Below are 19,593 nucleotides of genomic sequence, written 5' to 3'. Positions count from 1 at the left end.
GTCGACGATTAATAAATTATGTCAATGCGGGTAAATTCTTTGAATTTACCCGAGTTTTAGCGATTAAAATCACGACAAACTTGCTAATTACTCAGCGCAATAATAGACTAGCGCCGCATTAAGTTTTTTACGAATAATACCCATGAAAGTATCCCAGTTTTCTTTTGATTTACCTCCTCATTTGATTGCCCGATATCCACAGCCAGAACGTACTGCAAGTCGTCTTCTAGGTTTAGATGGATCGGATGGCGCCTTAACAGATGGTCAGTTTGTTGATGTGCTTGATAAAGTAAATGAAGGAGATCTCATGATCTTTAACGACACGCGCGTTATTCCTGCACGTGTTTTTGGCAAAAAAGAAAGTGGTGGAAAGCTTGAAGTATTGGTTGAGCGTATGCTTGATGAACACTCTGTATTAGCACATGTTCGCTGTTCTAAATCTCCTAAACCAGGCTCAACTATTATTTTAGATGGTGACATCAAAGTAACAATGGTTACTCGCCATGAAGCGTTATTTGAATTGCGCTTTGAGGACACGCGTAGTGTGCTCGATATTTTGGAAAATGTTGGGCATATGCCATTGCCACCATACATCGACCGCCCTGATGAAGATAGTGATAAAGAACGATATCAAACGGTTTACAATAAGAATCCTGGCGCTGTTGCTGCGCCAACGGCTGGCTTACATTTTGATGATGAAATTTTAAATAAGCTCAAAGCAAAGGGGGTGAATATTGGCTTTGTTACCCTTCATGTTGGCGCTGGAACCTTTCAACCTGTTAAGGTAGAAACGGTCGATGAGCATGTCATGCACAAAGAGTACATTGAAGTTTCAGCAGACGTTAGTGAGCTAATAAAAGCAACAAAAGCGGCTGGTAAGCGTGTTATTACCGTGGGTACAACTTCAATGCGTTCACTTGAAAGTGCCGCCAATAAAGCGCTTGAATCGGGTGAAACAATGGCGCCGTTTTATGGTGACAGTGATATTTTTATCTATCCAGGATACGAATTTAAAGTGGTTGATGCCATGGTAACTAACTTTCATCTTCCAGAATCAACATTAATCATGCTTATTAGCGCGTTTGCAGGTTTTGAGCATGTAATGAATGCCTACCAACATGCGATAGAAAAGGAATATCGATTCTTCAGCTATGGAGATGCGATGTTTATTGAGAAATCGCCGCAGTAATTACTAACTTTATTACGATTTTATAAAAACAGTAGCTGCAATTGCTTGAAATTTGCAGTTGCCGTCCACACATATTTATTAACAAGACTGAGTCAGACTGTTTATCTGGCAGGAATTATCATGAAATTTGAATTAAAAAATACTGATGGCCGCGCACGTCGCGGTCAATTACAGTTTGAAAAAGGGTCGGTTGAAACACCTGCGTTTATGCCTGTTGGCACATACGGCACTGTAAAAGGTATGACACCCGAAGAAGTTGGCGAGAGCGGTGCTGAAATTTTATTAGGCAACACTTTCCACCTTTGGTTACGCCCAGGCACAGAAGTCATGCGTGAGCATGGCGGTTTACATCAGTTTATGAATTGGAATGGTCCGATTTTGACTGATTCTGGCGGCTTTCAGGTGTTTAGCTTAGGTAAGATGCGAAAAATTACCGAAGCAGGCGTTACCTTTAATTCACCTGTTAATGGTGACAAAATTTTCATGGATGCCGAAGTGTCAATGGAAATTCAGTACGATTTAAATTCAGACGTTGTAATGATTTTTGACGAATGTACGCCTTATCCAGCGAGCTGGGAAGAAGCAAAACAATCGATGGAAATGTCGTTGCGTTGGGCAAAACGCTCTCGTGATAAGTTTGATGATTTGAAAAACCCTAATGCATTGTTTGGCATTGTACAGGGTGGTGTTTACGAAGATTTACGTGATGTGTCATTAGAAGGCCTTACTAACATCGGTTTTGATGGTTATGCTGTCGGCGGTTTGGCTGTTGGTGAGCCTAAAGAAGATATGCACCGTATTTTGCGTCATGTTTTACCAAAACTACCGACTGATAAACCGCGTTATTTAATGGGTGTTGGTAAACCTGAAGATTTAGTGGAAGGTGTTCGTCGTGGCGTAGACATGTTCGATTGTGTAATGCCAACACGTAATGCGCGTAATGGGCATCTATTTACAACGTTTGAAATTGTTAAAATTCGCAATGCTAAACATAAGATGGATACATCACCGCTTGATAGTGAGTGTGATTGTTATACCTGTAAAAATTATACACGTGGCTACCTTCATCATTTAGACAAATGTAATGAGATTTTAGGCGCACGTTTAAATACTATTCACAATTTGCGTTTCTACCAACGTGTTATGCAAGAGTTACGTGATGCGATTGATGAAAATCGTTTAGAAGAATACGTTAACGAGTTTTACACTCGTCAAGGTAAAGAGGTTCCGGCGTTAGATTTCTAATGCCTTAATTTATCGACAAAATCCTGTGATATTTATGATAGGGTAGGGTCAAAATTTTTAATCGTTTAATTATAAAAACAAAGGGGAAGTAATGTTTATTTCTAATGCACATGCAGCGGCTAGCGTAGCACCAGGTGGCGAATACGGCAGTTTAATTATGTTAGCTGTATTTGGTTTGGTGTTTTATTTTATTATCTATCGTCCACAAGCTAAGCGTGTAAAAGAGCATAAAAGCTTAATGTCTTCGATGAACAAGGGTGATGAGATTCTTACGAATGGCGGCATCATTGGTAAAATCGCAAAAATCAGCGAAGACAATGATTACATTCAAATTGAAATCAGTACTGATTTGCACATTACAGTGAAAAAAGACTACGTGTCAGCTGTATTGCCTAAAGGCACAATGAAGTCGCTATAGACTAAGGAAGTCCCATGTTAAATAGGTATCCACTATGGAAAACATTATTGATTGCGTTAATCGTAATCATTGGTTTTCTATATGCGGCGCCTAACTTGTATGCGCCTGATCCTGCATTGCAGATATCGGGCATTAAGGGTCGTGATGTACAGCTTAAGACCTTTGAACGTATTAAAAGCAAGTTAGATTCGCAATTGGAAATAAAGTCTGCGTCACTTGATGGCGGTCAGGCGTTAATTCGATTAAACGATTTAGATTCACAAACAAAAGCACGTGAAATTGCCACTGAATTATTAGGTGACCAATACACTGTGGCACTTAACATGGCACAAACAACGCCTGCTTGGTTGTCTGCCTTTGGTGCATCACCGTTAAATCTTGGTCTAGATTTACGTGGTGGTATTTACTTCTTAATGGAAGTGGATATGCGCGACTTGATGAAAACAACCCATGAACAAATGGTGTTGGACTTTAAAACAGACTTACGTAAAGAGCGTATACGTTACCGCAGCGTTCGCCTGGCTAATGATGGCGTTGATCTTAAATTTCGTAATGAAGAAGCATTGGATAAAGCGCTTACTTTATTAGAAACAAATTATCGTACAACGACTTTTAAGCAACTTAAGTCTGATCCATTAGCGCTTCGCGCGAGTATGAGTGCTGAGCTACTACGTCAAACGAAACTAGAAGCTGTTGAACAAAATATCACCATCATCCGTTCTCGTGTTAATGAGCTAGGTGTTGCTGAACCTGATGTTCAACGTCAAGGTGAAGATCGTATTGTTGTTCAGTTACCAGGCGTACAAGATACTGCAAAAGCAAAAGAACTGTTAGGAGCTACTGCTACGTTACAGTTTAGACTTGTTGACCCTCAAGCATCGCCAAATAACGTGCCAGCCGATTCAAAGTTATACCAGCGCCGCGAAGGTGGTACTGTGGTGCTTAAGAAAAAGGTTATTTTACGTGGTGAGCGTATCACTGGTGCACAGTCTGGCTTTGACGAAAATGGCAGGCCGCAAGTTAGTATCAAACTTGATGCTCAAGGCGGTAATAAAATGTCTGAGTTTTCTAAGAACAATATCAACAACCCAATGGCAACGGTATTTATTGAATACAAGCCTACTGGTAAAGTTGATGGTGAAGGAAAACAAATTCTAAAGAAAGTTGAAGAGGTTATTAGTGTTGCAAACATTAGTACCCAATTGGGCAAAAACTTCCGTATTACTGGTTTAGATAATCCGCAAGAAGCGCGTTCATTGTCACAATTATTACGAGCAGGTGCGTTACGTGCACCGATTCAGATTGTTGAAGAACGTACTGTAGGACCAAGTCTTGGTAAAGAGAATATTGAATTAGGTGCAACGGCGATCGTGTTAGGTTTAGCTGGCGTACTGTTGTTCATGTTGGTTTATTATCGCGGTTTTGGTTTAGTGTCAAATGTCGCTCTTGGCGCTAATGTGGTACTAATCATCGGTGTTATGTCAATGATCCCAGATGTCGCGTTAACCTTACCAGGTATGGCCGGTATCGTATTAACCGTTGGTATGGCGGTTGATGCCAATGTATTAATATTTGAACGTATCCGTGAAGAAATTCGTGCTGGACGAAGTGTACAGCAAGCAATTCATCATGGTTATGATAGCGCATTCTCAACGATTTTCGATGCCAATATCACAACGTTGATTGCAGCGATCATTCTATTCTCATTCGGAGCAGGTCCAATTAAAGGCTTCGCGATTACATTATCAATCGGTATTATCACGTCGGTATTTACCGCTGTGGTAGTTACTCGTGCCATTGTTAACCTGTGGGTTGGCGGTAAGCGCGTTGATAAACTTTCTATATAGGTGGTAGATAATGTTTCAAATACTTAAAAATGTAAGCACTATCAGCTTTATGAAATGGCGAAAGCTCGCCATGGTGTTTTCTGCAGTGTTAATGATCGCAAGTGTTGGGTTGGTGTCAAGCAAGGGATTAAACCTGGGCCTTGATTTTACCGGCGGTACCGTTATTGAAGTTGGCTTTAGTCAAGAAGCTAATTTAAAAGATGTACGCGGTATTTTGAAAGATAATGGTTTTGACGATGCGATTGTTCAGCGTTTTGGCAGTCCGCGTGATGTATTGATTCGTTTAGCGCCGCGCCAGGACGTTAAAGCAGAAACAATTGGCAGCCAAGTATTAGAATTACTTAATGCTAAGTCTGAGCAAGACGTCAAAATGCGCAGAATCGAGTTTGTGGGCCCGAAAGTTGGTGATGAACTGGCAGAGAAGGGCGGACTAGCGATGTTAGCTGCGCTGATTTGTATCATGATTTACGTGGCACTGCGTTTTGAATGGCGTTTTGCTTTAGGCGCTGTAACCGCCTTAGCGCATGATGTTTTCTTAACCATCGGCTTATTCTCGTTATTGCAGTTAGAGTTTGATCTAACGGTTCTAGCGGCGATTCTAGCGGTTATTGGTTATTCATTAAACGATACCATTGTTGTATCGGATCGTATTCGTGAAAACTTCAGAAAATTGCGTACCGGCTTGCCAAGTGAAGTCATTGATATTTCATTGACGCAAACGATGAGCCGAACGTTAATTACGTCATTAACCACCATCATTGTATTATTTGCACTGTTCTTTAAAGGCGGCGCGTTAATTCACGGTTTTGCTACGGCATTACTATTTGGTGTATTTATTGGTACGTATTCATCTATCTACGTTGCTTCTTCAGTGGCCTTATCACTAGGCATTACTAAAGAAGATCTCATGCCTGTTGAGGTTGAGAAAGAAGGTGAAGACCAAGAAGAGATGAATCTCTAAACTCAATAACAATGACTAGGGTCTGTTGATCTTTTGAGTTCATTTTTGCAGCAATTTGTTTGGGGTTTCTACAAGGCAGAGCCTATGTGGTGTAGCTGGCTACACGAATAGGCGATAACGCCGTAGAAATAACAAACAAATGCTGTCCGTAGGATTCACCTAAAAGTATTTTGTGCTGCGTTATTCGTCATTCACTGGGGTAAACCCAGCATCAATCCTCATGCCTCGCCCACAGGGATGTGGGTGCTTATGCTCAGTCTGGAACAATGAACATGTGCCCAAAACGCTTTTAGATTGAACAAAATTTGAACCACAAAGATCAACAGACCCTAGTAACCTGTTACTAGGGCGTGTTGATCTTTGCTGTACATTTCGTATTCAACAATACATCGGTAGCCACATTAACATGAATGCCAGCGATAACATGCTGGCATAATTCCTTTCTAGCTTGTCATATCTACTTGAAATAGCTCGATAATGCTTAATTCTCCCAAAGGCATTTTCGACCAAGTGACGATACTCGTATAGACACCAATCCATACTGTCTTTGTCTATATCTTGTCCGTAATTGCGTTTCGCAATTACCGTTTCTCCGCCACGTTCTTTAACAAAAGTACGGAAAGGTTCGCTGTCATATCCTTTATCACAAATGATGGTATTAACTTCATCGAGTTGCTCAACCAAGCTTTCGCCATGCACTATATCGTGGCGTTGTCCTTCTGATAAATCAAAGCAAATCGGCAAGCCACCACTATCCACGGCTAAGTGAATTTTGGTTGAGTTGCCCCCGCGACTTTTTCCTATTTGCTCTGAGCTTTCAGTCGCTGCCCCTGTACTATGCTGATGCGCTCGAACTATAGAGCCATCAAGAAAGACCCATTCAAAATCAGCCATGCTAGATAAACTTCTGAAAAGCTTATCTAAAATCCCTTTCTTTGACCAAAGATTAAATCGTCTGTAAACGGTATTCCAGTCTCCGAACTCAGACGGTAGATCTCGCCAAGGGATACCTGTTCTCATTCGATAAAGTATTCCTTCAAATGTCATTCGATGTTCAATTTTATCGTAAATACGACCTGTACTTTTCATAACTTGGAGTAGCAGTTCCCAGCGAATATCAGTTAGCATTGTTCTTGGCATGGTATTGGTTATCGTTTTATTTTTGGCGAAGCAAATTATAACTCTTTACCATGCCGTTCAAAAAACACTCACGAAAGATCAACACGCCCTAGTCATTGTTTCTTTTCTATATTTATCCCCCGTTGCATATTCCGTTAAAACTGTACCTTATTTTCATTTATTAATAACCAAGATCCCATTTAGCAATGACCACTAAAACGTTAGAAAATTAACAGGTGAGTTTTAAAGATTGTTTCGGTAAGTTTCGCAAGACTTGTTAAATTGAACCTGAGCATATTCATATTGCTCAATAGGGATGTTGTGAGAGAGGCAAAAGGCTTTTCCTCTTAAAAAGTACAAATAAAGATGTAGAGATGAATGCTGAATCAAAGATAAAAAATAAGCTGCATTTCTGCTCTTGTTTACGCCTGGTAGTAACTGCTCATATTTAGGTAGAGAAACAATTGATGTGAGAGCTTGATATAAGCGATATAAAGCTAGGTAGTTTATGTTTGTAGGTGCAGAGCCAGATAATAAAATATATGGGTTATGTTTGGCTGAAAAACCTGTGGGGAACATTAATTCCGTCTCCCTGTTTTCAAAGCTGCAATATAGCTCTAATGCTGGGATCTTGAGCTTAATATTACTCGGCTCATGCATGAGAAATTCACTGCAAGTTCTCTCTATAAGTTGGCACAAATAACTTAAATATTTAAAAGTGTCAACAACGGTTTAAAATTGACCCACTTTTTCAGTAATTCATCGATTGAAAACTGACCCAGTTAGTCTTGATAGGTATCAATAATACCCGCTTTTCTTTTTTCTCTTAATCGATAGCTTTCGCCAGTTAATTGCAACACATGAGAGTGATGTAGTACGCGATCTAACATGGCCGCTGTTAAAGTTGCATCATCTGAAAAGGCGCTCGGCCACTGTCCAAAGGGTAAATTGCTCGTTAGAATCAAACTGCCTTTTTCATAACGCTTGGCAATGACATTAAAAAATAGATTTGCTTCATCACGGCCAAATGGTAAATAGCCTATCTCATCGATGATTAGCAACCGAGGAGCAAGAATAGAGCGTTGCATGTAGCTTTTCAATTTTCCTTGCCGCTGTGCACTGCTTAGCTGAAGCATTAAATCTGCGGCACTGATAAAACGTGTTTTCTTGCGTTGCTCAATGGCTTTATAACCTAACGCAATGGCTAAGTGCGTTTTACCTGTACCACTTGGACCTAGTAAAATGACATTCTCACACCGCTCAATAAAGGCAAGCGAGCTTAGCTCCGTTATCGCTTTACGTGGTGCCCCTGTTGCAATCTTGAAGTTAAATTGGTCTAGTGTTTTGATGCTTGGAAAACCGGACATTTTTAGCATGATTTCTCGCGCCCGATCATACTTATTCTCTAACTCGCTAGTGAGGATCTGATACAAAAAGTCAGCATAACTACTTTCATTTTTGACGCATCGACTCGCAATGTTAGGCCAGTTGTTTTCTATATTTCTTAAATTGAGTTGCTCACATATTGAAGCGATTTGTTCATGTTGAATACTCATAGTTGCTCCAGTAGTTCACTGTAAACAGATATCGGGTGTTGATAGCATTCAATATCAATGGGCGCAATAAACGACACTAATGCGCTGCTCTTTAAATCCAAACTGCTGTGAAGTTTTTGTGGAAGCGGTTGTAAGTACGCCACTTCTTCATCAAGGAGGTATTGCGGCTTTTGTGCGGTCGTACCATGAATACGTTGGTGGGCGACATCGTTTAGCCATCCGCCAATTTTGCTATTGGCATTTGCACAATCTAACGATAAGCCCGCTTGCTTGAGCGTTGCATGCAGTGGTACAACAAAGCTATTCTTCAAGTAATGGTTAAATCGTTCAACTTTCCCCTTGGTTTTAGCACGATACGGCCGACATGCTTTGGGTTGAAAACCATATTCCTCAGCCAAATCAAGAAACGATTGATTCCAACGGTGCTTTCCTTCACCGTAAACATCGCGCTCAATAACTAATGCTTTAGCGTTGTCGCATAACACTTGTTTTGGAACGCCGCCAAAATAGTGAAATGCTTCCCTTAATCCGTCCATCCATGCTTCTGTTCGCTCATGGTCATAAAAATAGACGTAGCAGGCTCGTGAATAGCCAAGGGTTGCCACAAACGCCTTAATGGTAAGCTTTCCGCGTTTAATCGTGGTGAAGTCTATTTGCATTTGTTGACCCGGACCGGTTTCAAATCGAACAATAGGCTCTGGTGTTAATTGCTTGAAAGGGGATAAATACACCCTGAGTTGCGTTATTCCACCTTGATAACCTCTAGATTTTATTTCTGACAACAAAACAACAGCTGGGATCCAGTGTGGTTTTGCAGCATCTATTCGACCTTGAATATACTCATGGAAGGGACTGAGTTTAGTCGGTGGTGAATGTCGTTTTGTATAATGAGGCACGTCATAGCCTCTTAAATATTTACGCACAGTATTGCGCGATACGTTTAATTCTTTGGCAATGGCGCGAATGCTTTTGCCTTGTTTATGCAGGACTTTAATATTCACAAATAGCTCCTTCGTTAACATACCGTATCACCTAAAAATAAATAAATGATACATCGGTGGGTCAATTTTGGATCGATGTTAGTGGGTCATTTTTGCACCGTTGGTGACATAAAAGCAAAAGGTTCAAAATCAGCCTCTGATATAAAGAGTGTATACATACGGAAAACCATTTTGAAAATGCTTTCGTTCAATTGAGAGAGAACGGTTAATTTTTCTTGAGTATTAATACCATCACATTCATGGTTTACCCATACAGCCAAAGCCAACAATCCACATAGAGCATCTAGGTTTGTTTGCTTACAAATTGATTCCCAGTCTGCATCTAGCGAGAAACCGTTATCTGTAGATATACACGATGTAATCTGAGGAGGAAGCTGAGCAACGATATCAGTTAATTCTAAATGGTTTGTTTTGTTTGATGCCAATAATGGCCATATAGGGTGATAAAGCAAACGAGTACATTCTTGTTCATAGCTTTCAATATGCTGAATCGGATGATACCTAGAGCATATTTCACCTTTCGATTTACGCATTAAAAACCGATAAATTGACCGAAACTCTGAATGGGTTTTATCGATAGAGTCATCATCAATAATAGATTTGGTTAATTGATAATGGTTATCAGCCTTTTTTTCCTCACATAAAAAACTAACCCAGAACACTGCCGCTATTTTACGTAATCGCTTTGGCAGCGAACGATATTGCTGAAACTGACTAAAGCTTTTCCCTTTGCTGTAATGACTTTGAATTTTTCTAAAAGGCATAAGCCCTCCAAGGGATGACACTAATCTTAAAAAAATGGCACTGACGCATAAATACATTAAGTCTAGTCTTAATTAGATTATTTATTAGTCAACTTGTCTTAGTTGGTCTTGTAAGGGGATGGCATGAGTGAAGATGAAGTTGATGAACTGGCAAAAAAGTTAGAGCAGGACTTACTAAAAATGTACGGCAGCCCTGTTTTAAAGGGCGCTGAATTACAAAAGGCGCTTGGTTACAGTTCGATATATGCGTTGAGGCAGGCAGTAGTAAGAAAAACACTACCTATCCCCACATTTATAGTGCCTAACCGTAGAGGAACGCATGCATTAGTTAAAGATATTGCTAGGTGGTTAGCAGAGCAAGCAAGGGAGGAGAAATGACGTAATAAAAGGTTGGCGTAGAAAAGACAAAGCCCCAAAGCTGGTAACTTTGAGGCTTAAATTGCTTTGTCGATTGGTTCAAACACGACAGCTATAAGCATTGTCTCCAATAGTCGTTTTGTCAAGGTTTCATCAAGTGAAGTCTGCGGCTAGCTGCGCCTTATGAAAATGAATCATGAGGAATGACTATGTTGTCGAAAAGCAAACGATGTTTGATAGCCAGGCTATTACAAACAACAAAATTATCACTAAGAGCGGTAGCACGTACTACTGATTGCTCCCACGTTACCGTGATGAAAACAAAGAAGGTATTGGAAGAAAATAATATCTCGTGGCAATCAATGGAAACAATGGAAGAAGTAGAAGTTAATGTACTTTTCTTTCCAAATTGGCCATTTAGAAATGTTCAAAAAATTAAACCTAATATGGACGATGTTATTGAGTTCATTAGTAAGCCAAAGCAAACGAAGAGAAATGCTTACTACCAAATATACCTACCTACTTGTCCTGATGGCGCAGCGTATAAACTGACTCAGTTTTACAAGTTTATTCGAGAGTACGAGGGGCTGATTAAGCTATCAATGAAACTTAATCATAATGCCGGTGAAATTGCTTATGTTGACTACGCCGGCACTCAGGTTCCTTACTCGCCAGAAAATGTAACCGACCCATTAAAGGCTAGTATTTTTGTCAGCACTGTAGGCGTTTCATCATATATTTTTTTATACGCTACACCGAGGCAAACAACCAGGGACTGGATTGAAGCACATGTCGCTATGATCGAGTTTTATGGTGGTGTGCCTGAAATCATTATTCCCGATAACCCTAAAGCACTCGTCTCCTCTTCAAATCCTGAGAAGGTGCTCAATAAGAACTATGAGGCATTTGGTAAGTGGTACAACACAAATATTTTACCTGGACGACCAAGAAAACCTAAAGATAAAGCAATTGCTGAAAACGCTGTTGGTTTTGTAACTAATCGCATTATTTCGGATATGTTAGATATGCAGTTTGATGGTATTGATTCGATGAATAAACACTTATTTGAGCAATGTAGTAAGTTAAACAAAGAGAGGTTTCAAAAGCTCAGCACTTCACGAGAAGCTCTATTTGAAGGTGTCGATCAACCAGTGTTGAAAGCATCACCAGATAAACCCTTTGAATTAATAGAAAACGTTTACGAAATGAATGTGCCAACAGATTACTGCGTTTTAGTTAAAGAGCATTATTATTCTGTACCTTTTACGTATGCTAATAAGCCTGTTTCTATTCATGTAAAGCCTAAAAATATTGAAATATTTTATCAAGGAAAAATGATAGCGGCTCATAAACGTAGCTATGCAATTGGTGAACTCACTCGTGTTTTTGAACATATGCCACCTAACCATCAATATTTCGAAGATAAAGACATTGATTATTATTGGGAATGGGCTGAAGTATATGGCGAATATACTAAAAAAGTTATTGCTGCTCAGTTTGATTGTAGCCACAAAAAGTCACGTTTGGCTAATGAGCGTTGTCGTAAGATCATCAAGCTTGCTGAGTCTTCTAATTTATCCAATGAGGAGTTTGAAAAAGCCTGTGAGTTCGCTGCTTTGTACAACCAAATGTCACCAACACGATTAAGAGATGTTATTGCTAGTAAGGCTTATGACGTTGATTTGAGTGATGTTAACTCATTAGTTCAAATTCCTTTTTCTAATAAGCATCTTCGTGGTGCTGATTATTACAATTCGCATTAGGAGGTCACATGATCAGTCCGCAATTAACCGAGAAATTTCAGCAATTAAAATTATCAGCAGCGATGAGTGGATATGAGCAGGTCGCTGAAAATCACGACATAGAGAGAGAGCTTTTGGATAAGGCAATTGAAGAGCTTTTTGACATTCAATTAGCATCACGATTTGAAAATTCTCAACGCTTAGCTAGAAAAAATGCTGCCTTAAAATGGCCGCTGGCTATGTTGGAGAACTTACCTATAAATGATGAGTCGCCATTCTCTCTTGAAGATATCCAAGTATTAGGTTCATGCGAATGGGTAAATAATATGCAAAATGTTTTACTCATTGGCGCTTCAGGTTTAGGCAAAACAACTGCGGCCTCAGCTGTTGGTAACGGGGCAATCATTAAGGGCTTTAAAGTTAAGTTTTTAAAGTATCGACACCTCATTAAATCACTGGTTGAGGCAGAGCTTAATGGCGAGACTGATAAGTACATTAAAAAGCTTAACCGCATGGCAGTGCTAATAGTAGATGACTGGGGCTTAACGCCATTAACAGATGAAGAGCGTTTACTGTTGTTCAATTTGGTAGAAGAGCGAGAAGGTAATGGCTCTTGGGTTATCACCTCTCAATTTGATGTAGGCGATTGGCATAAGGCTGTTGGTGAACAATACATTGGAGATTCAATCTTTGACCGCATTGGACATACGAAATTCAAATACATTTTCGAAGCAGGAAGTGATTCATTTCGAAAAATCAATGCGCAACAAGGAGGCAAAAATGTTAACAAGTAATGAAAGCTACCTCAGTGTTTTAGGTCAGATTAACCTTGATGATTTATATATACAGCAAGCGTTTGAACATTATCAGCGGCAGTTTGCATGCAGTGATATTGCCCAGCAATTCGTTCACATGAATTGCTTATTTGAAGAGCATACTCAGCATATTGATGATGTTGGTTTTTGTGACCGAACCTTGGGCAAGTGCATTCCTAAGTGTCGCACACCTGAAGGGGCTGCTATTCGTGGTAGTTTGCAGCGTAGTGGTTTAATTCGCTCAAGCGGTCATGAGTTATTCCGTGGCTGTATTGTTTTTCCAACGATTGAAGATGGTCATATTGTTTCAGCAACGGGCTACCGCATTGGTCGCATTCGAGGTGGCGACAAGGCAATAGTTTATTGGCACAAACCAGAGCCTAAGGCATTTGTTGATTCAGGAATGACTTTTGCGAAGGAATTAATTCATGGACAAACCTACCACTAAATTATTTTGGCCTTGTGTAGAGTATTATCTAGAGCTTTGTCTTGCCAAAGGGCAAAGCTCAGATACCGTTCGCAATAAGCGAGGAGGCCTTAAAAAGTTCATTATTTGGTGCCAAGTGCAAAGTATCAGTACCATCGACTTGATTAACCTAGACTTGATGGATGACTATGCTGCTTATCTTAATAGCTATCGTAAAAAGCTAGATAACGAACCGTTAGGGCCTGCTCAAAAGCGTAATTTACTGACGTATGTAAAAACTTTTGTGAAGTATATGCACAGGAAGGGATTGTTATCGAAAAACACGCTAGCTGATATAGAATTACCAAGTAAAGGGCATCAGATACCGAAAGCACTATATAGTGTTGAAGAAATCGAAGTCATTTTAGAACAACCGTTATTGTTTGGCATTAAGGGGCTAAGAGATAGAGCTATACTCGAAACATTCTTTGCCACCGGTATTCGCCGTGGCGAACTGGTTAAGCTCAATGTTGATGATATCGACTTTACCGGGAAAATGGTGCGTGTACATGGTAAAGGTAAGAAAGAGCGACTAGTGCCTATAAGTCAGCGTGGGTGTGAATGGCTTGCGTTTTATATCGGTAAAATACGTCCAAGATTTGCCTTTATTAGCTCAGGAAAAGCATTGTTCTTAGCGAATAACGGCAAACGCTATGTACCAGGTAAACTATCAGATATGGCTTCACAATATGTCAAACTTGCAGGATTTGACCGCACTGGCGCTTGCCACTTATTCCGCCATAATACCGCAACCACCATGTTAGACAACGGTGCTGACTTACGTCATATCCAAGAAATGCTCGGCCATGCCAGTATTCTCACTACGCAACTATATACCCATGTAAGCCGTAAAAAACTGTCTGAAGTTTATGAGGCTACTCATCCATCTGCGGAAGGTTGTAGTGGGTTGTTCTAACTTGGTGGAAAATTTAGTAAACCTGTAGCGATTCTTTGAATTTAACCTCACGAATTAAACAGTCTATGATGAAGAGAAACCTCTTGAAATGCTTTCCCAAAAGTTTCACTTTCTTCAGTCATTGGAACAAAACAATGTTTAATATTATTGTATGCGAGCATTCTAGTTTCTTCTTGAAGTTTAAAGATTTGCTGAACAACTTGAAAAAGTATTTCCTTAGTCGAAGTATTACCGTCAGCAATGCTGAGTAGAATATCTTGATTTAACTTCCATAAATCTACATGTTTTTTACTTGTTGAAATCAATTGATTTTCAATTTTTATAGGAGTTGTTAATGTCAGGTATACAAAGGAAAATGCCACGAATGACTCAAGGTCTTTATAGCAATGTCTAAATAAAAAACCTCTCAAAAGTGCAAGTATAGGTATGGGCTGTAGAGCCATGTCATAATTGTTAATTGCAACACTAAGCATCTTAAGAAAAAGTTCTACGGTTTCTACAGTATCTCTTTGATTTGTAAATATCTTATCAAAGATAATTTTGAACTCTGTCTCTAAGTAGTCGGTCTCGTTCAACGTTTTAGAGTGGAATGCAAGGGTTTCAGCAAGCAGACTTATGGTCATATTTGGAATCCGAAAACCAAGTGAAGATGCTTTCGAGATCAGAGAAAACTTACCTTCTTGCGATAGGTGATTTTTATTGTACAACAATTCAATGACATTGAAGATGTTAGCGCTTTTCACTTGTTCTTTGTTACTAACATTTACCATTTGCAGTAAATTTAAATCATCAACAATAAAAACCGCATCATGTTTATTGATTGCGTTAATATAAGAATCTACAGGGCTACTATCTTCATCAAGAAATAGAACCATTTTCGATTTAAATTTATTAATATTGTCTAAAATGCCTTTTGCTAGCCCTGTATATATAGTGCCTGCAACTGGATGACTATTTTTTGCAACTCTTTCAAAGGTAGAGTTGAGTATGCAGAACTCTGAGGTTCTTTCAAGAAACAATTCTAGTAACTTTAACTCATGTAAAGCTAATAACGTTGTATCTTCAATAATCACCGTCCGAGCTGGTGTTAATTCAAGTTCTAAAGTTTTCATATCAAGTTGAGGAGCATGATTAATTTTGAATTCTAGGTGCTCTTCTGAACTATTAAGAGAAAGCATCCAACTAGTAAAAACATCACGTGTATCACTTAGAAACCTCTCCAGCAGAACAAACGGTACAGGTAGGCTACCGTTTCTTATCATCAGCTTGTTTTGTTCCCACTTAGCTAATTGCTCATCAGTTATACCAGTCATCTTATGGAGTGAGTCAATTAAAGAGTCTGCATCGCCATCTACGTCTATATGTCCTTGCTTTAAAATAGGTGAATCAGGAAAGCTATTCGTATAGCTCTTCAATCTCTCTTGGAATTCTGCAATTTCAATTTTATCTTCTGTTTTTGCTGACGTGAGGAAAAATATTAAAAATTGTCCTTCCTCTTCCATATTATTTTGATTAACTAACTTGCCAAACTGTCTTATTGCTGTAGTCGTTTTTTCAGAGTAATTAGGTTTAGAAGAGAGTATTGAAATCAGATTAGTTAAAACTGAAAGCTTGTGATCGCGCTCAGTTGATGCGTCTAGAATATCAAACAATGCATTTTCAACTTCATCTACTAATCCTAGTTGTAGACAGATATTGGCGTAGTAATGGTGATGTTCAATAGAAAAAGGATTATCCTGAACCGCTCTTCTTATTACATCATGTGCTAATCCTAAGCGGCCAAGGCTGTGATAACAAACCGTTTGAATAATGGCCCAGTACGGATCGTAAACTTCTCTGTCAATGTGTTTTTCGGCGACAGATAGTGCGAGCTCATGCTGTTCACAAGTAATGTAAGCTTGGGCTAATCTAAAATAATCTTTCTCGAAGAGTTCATGTGACGAAAATATGCATTCTGCAAGCTCACAAATACGTTGCGCATGGTTAATCTCAGTAGGATTCAGGTAGCGAAATAGTTGCTCAGCTATCTCAACAGGCTTGTTTAAGCGTAAATAATCAGCATAAAGTTGATCACAATATTGCTCTCTTAGATCAGGGTTTTGATTGGACTTATGAATAAAAGAATTGATAGCTAAAACAGCTTCTCCATTTTCAAAATCTTTAACTAAATTTATATATCTGCTAGCTAGATCTTCTTCCATCTGTTTTTCTGCTAACTCTGAGCCTACACAAAATAGTAAAGCTATATTTTGTGGCTTATCTGCTAGTATTTTTGATTCACCACCTTGCAAATAATCTAGAGCAACCCTTGGCTTGCCTAAGTGATAATAGGATAAAATAAGTAAGCCATAGTCGTTGCCATCGTACTCGATTGTTTGAGACTCAAGTAAGGAAATAGTTTTCTTGTATTGTCCTTTATTAAAAGCTAGCGTAGCGTAGTGCTTAGCTAAATCGACACTATGTGGTCTTTGTTTTAGGATTTCTTCAAAGTAATAAAATAGTTCATCTACCTTGTTAAAATATCCAAAGCTCAAGGAGCTAATATCTAGCAAAATAGTTATATCACTTGGATATCCTACTTTCTGTGCGAACTCCCAAGCCTTTTCTGCATGATAAAGGGCCCTTTTTAATAAATGTACGTCAAAAGTAGTTTTTCCTTGGATTGGCACAACCTCATTGTACGTGAACTCGTTTGGAGTCGCTTTGGCGTAAGCTCTCCTAGCAGCAAAAGCATGAAACGAGTATTTATCACGATCTTTATCTAGTGAATCTTCGCTGGTGTTTTCTAAAAGTTGATCTAGTTCTTCATCATTTCTAGCTAAGGTAAGAACTACTAGTTGCCCGATTATGCGATCAGAATGCTTGGTTTTAAGAATATCTAGCGCTTCATCAGCCAAACCTATCAATGCTAAACATTTGCATTTTGTCATAGCATTACCAAAATCGTCATCATTTAAGGAGTCAGCGATTTCTTGAAGTTCTTTTTTATCTGGAATTTCCGGTAATTTAAATTTTGATTCTAAAAAAGCTAACTTATAGCGATCTTTATTTGAATTTTGTATTGCTTTTTCAAAATATTCAGTTGCTTCATTAAATTTGGTTTGCAGAGACAATAATGAGGCTTTTTGATAGAAGTATTCCGCTTTTTCATGTGGAGTAAGCTCAGGAAATGAACATTCTAATTCAATTAATAAATTATTAGCGCTATCTAGCTGATTGCTGTTTAAATAGTCGCTGCATAATTTTAATTTTGTTGGAGTTTCGCCGTTAGGATTAACTAACCAAGGTTCGTCACCTTGTTTTTCAGCCGCTTTTAAAAGAACTGGCTTTTCAGATATGGTATTAGCAATATCCTCCAAAGATTTAGCTACATTTCTACTATGTGGCTCTATTTCTCTCTTTAATTCTGCAACTTTAAGCTTTTCGTTGATTCTCTGTTCATAATAATCATAAATATCTAGGCTAGGCGTCAACAAATTACTCTTAGGAATTTTAACTGAAATTGTATCTTGTTGTTCTAGTTTATCTTTGTTGTCAAAAAACCAACTATCCTCTAGCCAAAAATAGTAAATTGGACAGTTCCATAACTCATCCTCAGTGCCTTTTAGATCGACAACGGCAACCATGACAGCAGGCTCTTGTCTGTGGTAATACTCTAGTGTTTTCACCTTAAAAGGATAAGAAATGAAATCCCCATCAGAGTTGTATTTAGGAACGGTAGTTCCTTTTAATTGCAAATAAAAGCTAGCTGATACCTCGCTAGAGCTAGACTTCAATTGCATTATATAGTCAATACCGAAATCCGTATCTCCATCAAGTTCTTTCTCTATCCAAGCTTTAGGCAATTTTATGCCTAAAGCTCTTCCTGCAAGCCTTCCTATTTCTTGGCTCCTTCCTTCCTTCGGCAAATCACTCACAACTAATTTCCTATTCCATATAATGATTAATTACTATGCCATTAATTTACCATAACTTCATACTGGTTTAACCTGATTTACTCACTAGTAATGCATTAACTAAAACCGGTTTTCATTATTCATTTTGAAATGTGGTTATGATGGAAGTAGGGATCGTAATTCATACTAATTTATATGCAGGCACGATACTATGATCCAGTGATTGGGCGTTTTTATAGTAATGATCCTGTTGGTTTCCGTGATGTGCACAGCTTTAATCGTTATGTCTATGCGAATAATAATCCTTATAAATACACTGACCCGACTGGAAAAGTTGCGGTATGCTTCACACCTGTAACAGCACCAATATGCGTTGGGGCTGTTGAAGCCGCAGTTAATGGAATTGGCGCTCTAATTCTTGGCGGTATAGTTATTTATGATGAATTAACAGACGACGAAGACGATGAGATATGTACTGGCACTTTTGGTTGCTCTGGGTCAAATAAAGGGAAGAAAGGCAAAGAACTCAGAGGTGGTAAAAAGAAGGATCGGGATCAATGGGGTAAGTATTCTGGTAAAAAACACAAAAAATTTCAGAAGTGGTGGGAAAAAGAAAAACAAAAAGATGGCAGCCTACATGATCTTGAAACGGACGAAGAGCGTGATGAAGCTTATGAAGATTACTTGAATGACCAAGAAAACCGTAATGATCAAGAACAAAGAAGAGATGATAGTTATGAATAAAGAAACTGACTTAGATATTGCGGTAAGAGATATTCGAATGGAGAAATTGGAACTTAAACAGTTTGTAAAAAATGTTCAAGCCCTAAGAAATCAAAAAACAGTATTGAAAGCAGTACATCATCGACTGTTGGACGAATCATATGTTAAGGAGAGAAGCATATATTGTGCTTTAATTAAAGAGATTAACGATAACGAATCACTAACTATCCTATGGGAAATGATTGGGAGAGAGGAAACAAAAGGGCGACGTGGAAGTTTATTGTATGCTATGGAAAATATGAATCCAGTTAACTACCTAGAGCAGTTAGTTGACCTTGCGATAAATGACAATAATGAAGTCATGTTTAATTCACTGAATATTATAGATAGCTTGGAAGGGTATATTGATGGCGATACTTTGGAGAGCTGTATATTTAAACTTAAAACGACTTTAAAAACTACTATACCCGAATGGCGAAGGGAAGCATTAGCGTTACTACTCGAAAAGTTTGAAGAAGAATAAATAATTTCTCATTGATTAGGAAAATTATCAAATCAAAGCTCACTATTTAGCAATA

18 protein-coding genes are annotated in these 19,593 nt (G+C 38.8%); 12 read left to right on the top strand and 6 right to left on the bottom strand.

The annotated features are described in order from the left end of the window. The first annotated feature begins 142 nt into the window (after nucleotides 1-142). From queA to secF, 5 genes are all read left to right on the top strand, one after another. A complete protein-coding gene (gene queA / locus ACMAZF_RS13130) occupies nucleotides 143-1,189 on the top strand; it encodes a tRNA preQ1(34) S-adenosylmethionine ribosyltransferase-isomerase QueA (RefSeq protein ID WP_435274250.1) in 1,047 nt (348 codons plus the stop codon). 120 nt (nucleotides 1,190-1,309) lie between these two features. After that, a complete protein-coding gene (gene tgt, locus ACMAZF_RS13125) occupies nucleotides 1,310-2,434 on the top strand; it encodes a tRNA guanosine(34) transglycosylase Tgt (RefSeq protein WP_435274249.1) in 1,125 nt (374 codons plus the stop codon). A 91-nt stretch (nucleotides 2,435-2,525) separates the two neighbouring features. Continuing rightward, complete coding sequence (gene yajC, locus ACMAZF_RS13120) at nucleotides 2,526-2,852, top strand: preprotein translocase subunit YajC (protein ID WP_435274248.1); 327 nt, start codon at nucleotides 2,526-2,528, stop codon at nucleotides 2,850-2,852. A 14-nt stretch (nucleotides 2,853-2,866) separates the two neighbouring features. Next, the gene (secD, locus tag ACMAZF_RS13115) at nucleotides 2,867-4,699 is read left to right on the top strand and encodes a protein translocase subunit SecD (protein ID WP_435274247.1); all 1,833 of its coding nucleotides are present in this window, start codon (nucleotides 2,867-2,869) and stop codon (nucleotides 4,697-4,699) included. A gap of 10 nt (nucleotides 4,700-4,709) precedes the next feature. Beyond that, a complete protein-coding gene (secF, locus tag ACMAZF_RS13110) occupies nucleotides 4,710-5,660 on the top strand; it encodes a protein translocase subunit SecF (protein WP_435274246.1) in 951 nt (316 codons plus the stop codon). Nucleotides 5,661-6,038: 378 nt separating this feature from the next. On the opposite strand, the gene ACMAZF_RS13105 is transcribed toward secF, so the two are convergent. From ACMAZF_RS13105 to ACMAZF_RS13085, 5 genes are all read right to left on the bottom strand, one after another. Then, a complete protein-coding gene (locus ACMAZF_RS13105) occupies nucleotides 6,039-6,800 on the bottom strand; it encodes an IS5 family transposase (RefSeq protein WP_435274021.1) in 762 nt (253 codons plus the stop codon). A gap of 222 nt (nucleotides 6,801-7,022) precedes the next feature. Further along, nucleotides 7,023-7,439, bottom strand: a complete 417-nt coding sequence (locus tag ACMAZF_RS13100) for a hypothetical protein (protein WP_435274245.1) — start codon at nucleotides 7,437-7,439, stop codon at nucleotides 7,023-7,025. Between the two features lie 122 nt (nucleotides 7,440-7,561). Then, nucleotides 7,562-8,335, bottom strand: coding sequence for an IS21-like element helper ATPase IstB (gene istB / locus ACMAZF_RS13095; protein WP_435273981.1), 774 nt, complete (start codon nucleotides 8,333-8,335; stop codon nucleotides 7,562-7,564). Then, nucleotides 8,332-9,357: an IS21 family transposase gene (gene istA, locus ACMAZF_RS13090; RefSeq protein ID WP_435274244.1), complete on the bottom strand. Its 1,026-nt coding sequence runs from the start codon at nucleotides 9,355-9,357 to the stop codon at nucleotides 8,332-8,334. The genes istB and istA (ACMAZF_RS13090) overlap by 4 nt, the downstream gene beginning before the upstream one ends. Before the next feature lie 65 nt (nucleotides 9,358-9,422). Beyond that, nucleotides 9,423-10,100 carry a hypothetical protein gene (locus ACMAZF_RS13085; protein WP_435274243.1) on the bottom strand — a complete coding sequence of 226 codons (678 nt, stop codon included), beginning with the start codon at nucleotides 10,098-10,100 and terminating at the stop codon, nucleotides 9,423-9,425. A gap of 123 nt (nucleotides 10,101-10,223) precedes the next feature. Here ACMAZF_RS13085 and ACMAZF_RS13080 point away from each other — a divergent pair, with 123 nt between their 5' ends. The 5 genes from ACMAZF_RS13080 to ACMAZF_RS13060 all read left to right on the top strand — a co-directional run bounded on the left by ACMAZF_RS13080 (nucleotide 10,224) and on the right by ACMAZF_RS13060 (nucleotide 14,396). Beyond that, nucleotides 10,224-10,478, top strand: coding sequence for a hypothetical protein (locus ACMAZF_RS13080; RefSeq protein WP_248948870.1), 255 nt, complete (start codon nucleotides 10,224-10,226; stop codon nucleotides 10,476-10,478). A gap of 182 nt (nucleotides 10,479-10,660) precedes the next feature. Next, nucleotides 10,661-12,220, top strand: coding sequence for an IS21 family transposase (gene istA / locus ACMAZF_RS13075; RefSeq protein WP_435274242.1), 1,560 nt, complete (start codon nucleotides 10,661-10,663; stop codon nucleotides 12,218-12,220). 8 nt (nucleotides 12,221-12,228) lie between these two features. After that, nucleotides 12,229-12,993, top strand: coding sequence for an ATP-binding protein (locus tag ACMAZF_RS13070; RefSeq protein ID WP_435274241.1), 765 nt, complete (start codon nucleotides 12,229-12,231; stop codon nucleotides 12,991-12,993). Next, nucleotides 12,980-13,462, top strand: coding sequence for a hypothetical protein (locus ACMAZF_RS13065; protein ID WP_435274240.1), 483 nt, complete (start codon nucleotides 12,980-12,982; stop codon nucleotides 13,460-13,462). The genes ACMAZF_RS13070 and ACMAZF_RS13065 overlap by 14 nt, the downstream gene beginning before the upstream one ends. Continuing rightward, nucleotides 13,443-14,396 (top strand): tyrosine-type recombinase/integrase, encoded by a 954-nt coding sequence (locus tag ACMAZF_RS13060; protein WP_435274239.1) that lies wholly within the window; start codon nucleotides 13,443-13,445, stop codon nucleotides 14,394-14,396. The genes ACMAZF_RS13065 and ACMAZF_RS13060 overlap by 20 nt, the downstream gene beginning before the upstream one ends. A 47-nt stretch (nucleotides 14,397-14,443) precedes the next feature. Here ACMAZF_RS13060 and ACMAZF_RS13055 read toward each other — a convergent pair whose 3' ends face one another. After that, nucleotides 14,444-18,313 (bottom strand): DUF4365 domain-containing protein, encoded by a 3,870-nt coding sequence (locus ACMAZF_RS13055; protein ID WP_435274238.1) that lies wholly within the window; start codon nucleotides 18,311-18,313, stop codon nucleotides 14,444-14,446. A gap of 174 nt (nucleotides 18,314-18,487) precedes the next feature. On the opposite strand from ACMAZF_RS13055, the gene ACMAZF_RS13050 reads away from it, so the two are divergent. Together ACMAZF_RS13050 and ACMAZF_RS13045 are read left to right on the top strand one after the other, a co-directional pair. Further along, the gene (locus ACMAZF_RS13050) at nucleotides 18,488-19,036 is read left to right on the top strand and encodes an RHS repeat-associated core domain-containing protein (RefSeq protein WP_435274237.1); all 549 of its coding nucleotides are present in this window, start codon (nucleotides 18,488-18,490) and stop codon (nucleotides 19,034-19,036) included. Next, complete coding sequence (locus ACMAZF_RS13045) at nucleotides 19,029-19,538, top strand: hypothetical protein (RefSeq protein ID WP_435274236.1); 510 nt, start codon at nucleotides 19,029-19,031, stop codon at nucleotides 19,536-19,538. The genes ACMAZF_RS13050 and ACMAZF_RS13045 overlap by 8 nt, the downstream gene beginning before the upstream one ends. Nucleotides 19,539-19,593 lie beyond the last annotated feature (55 nt).

The organism is Psychrobium sp. nBUS_13 (assembly GCF_051201665.1).
Taxonomy (GTDB): domain Bacteria; phylum Pseudomonadota; class Gammaproteobacteria; order Enterobacterales; family Psychrobiaceae; genus Psychrobium.
This window is presented reverse-complemented; position numbering and strand designations above follow the sequence as displayed.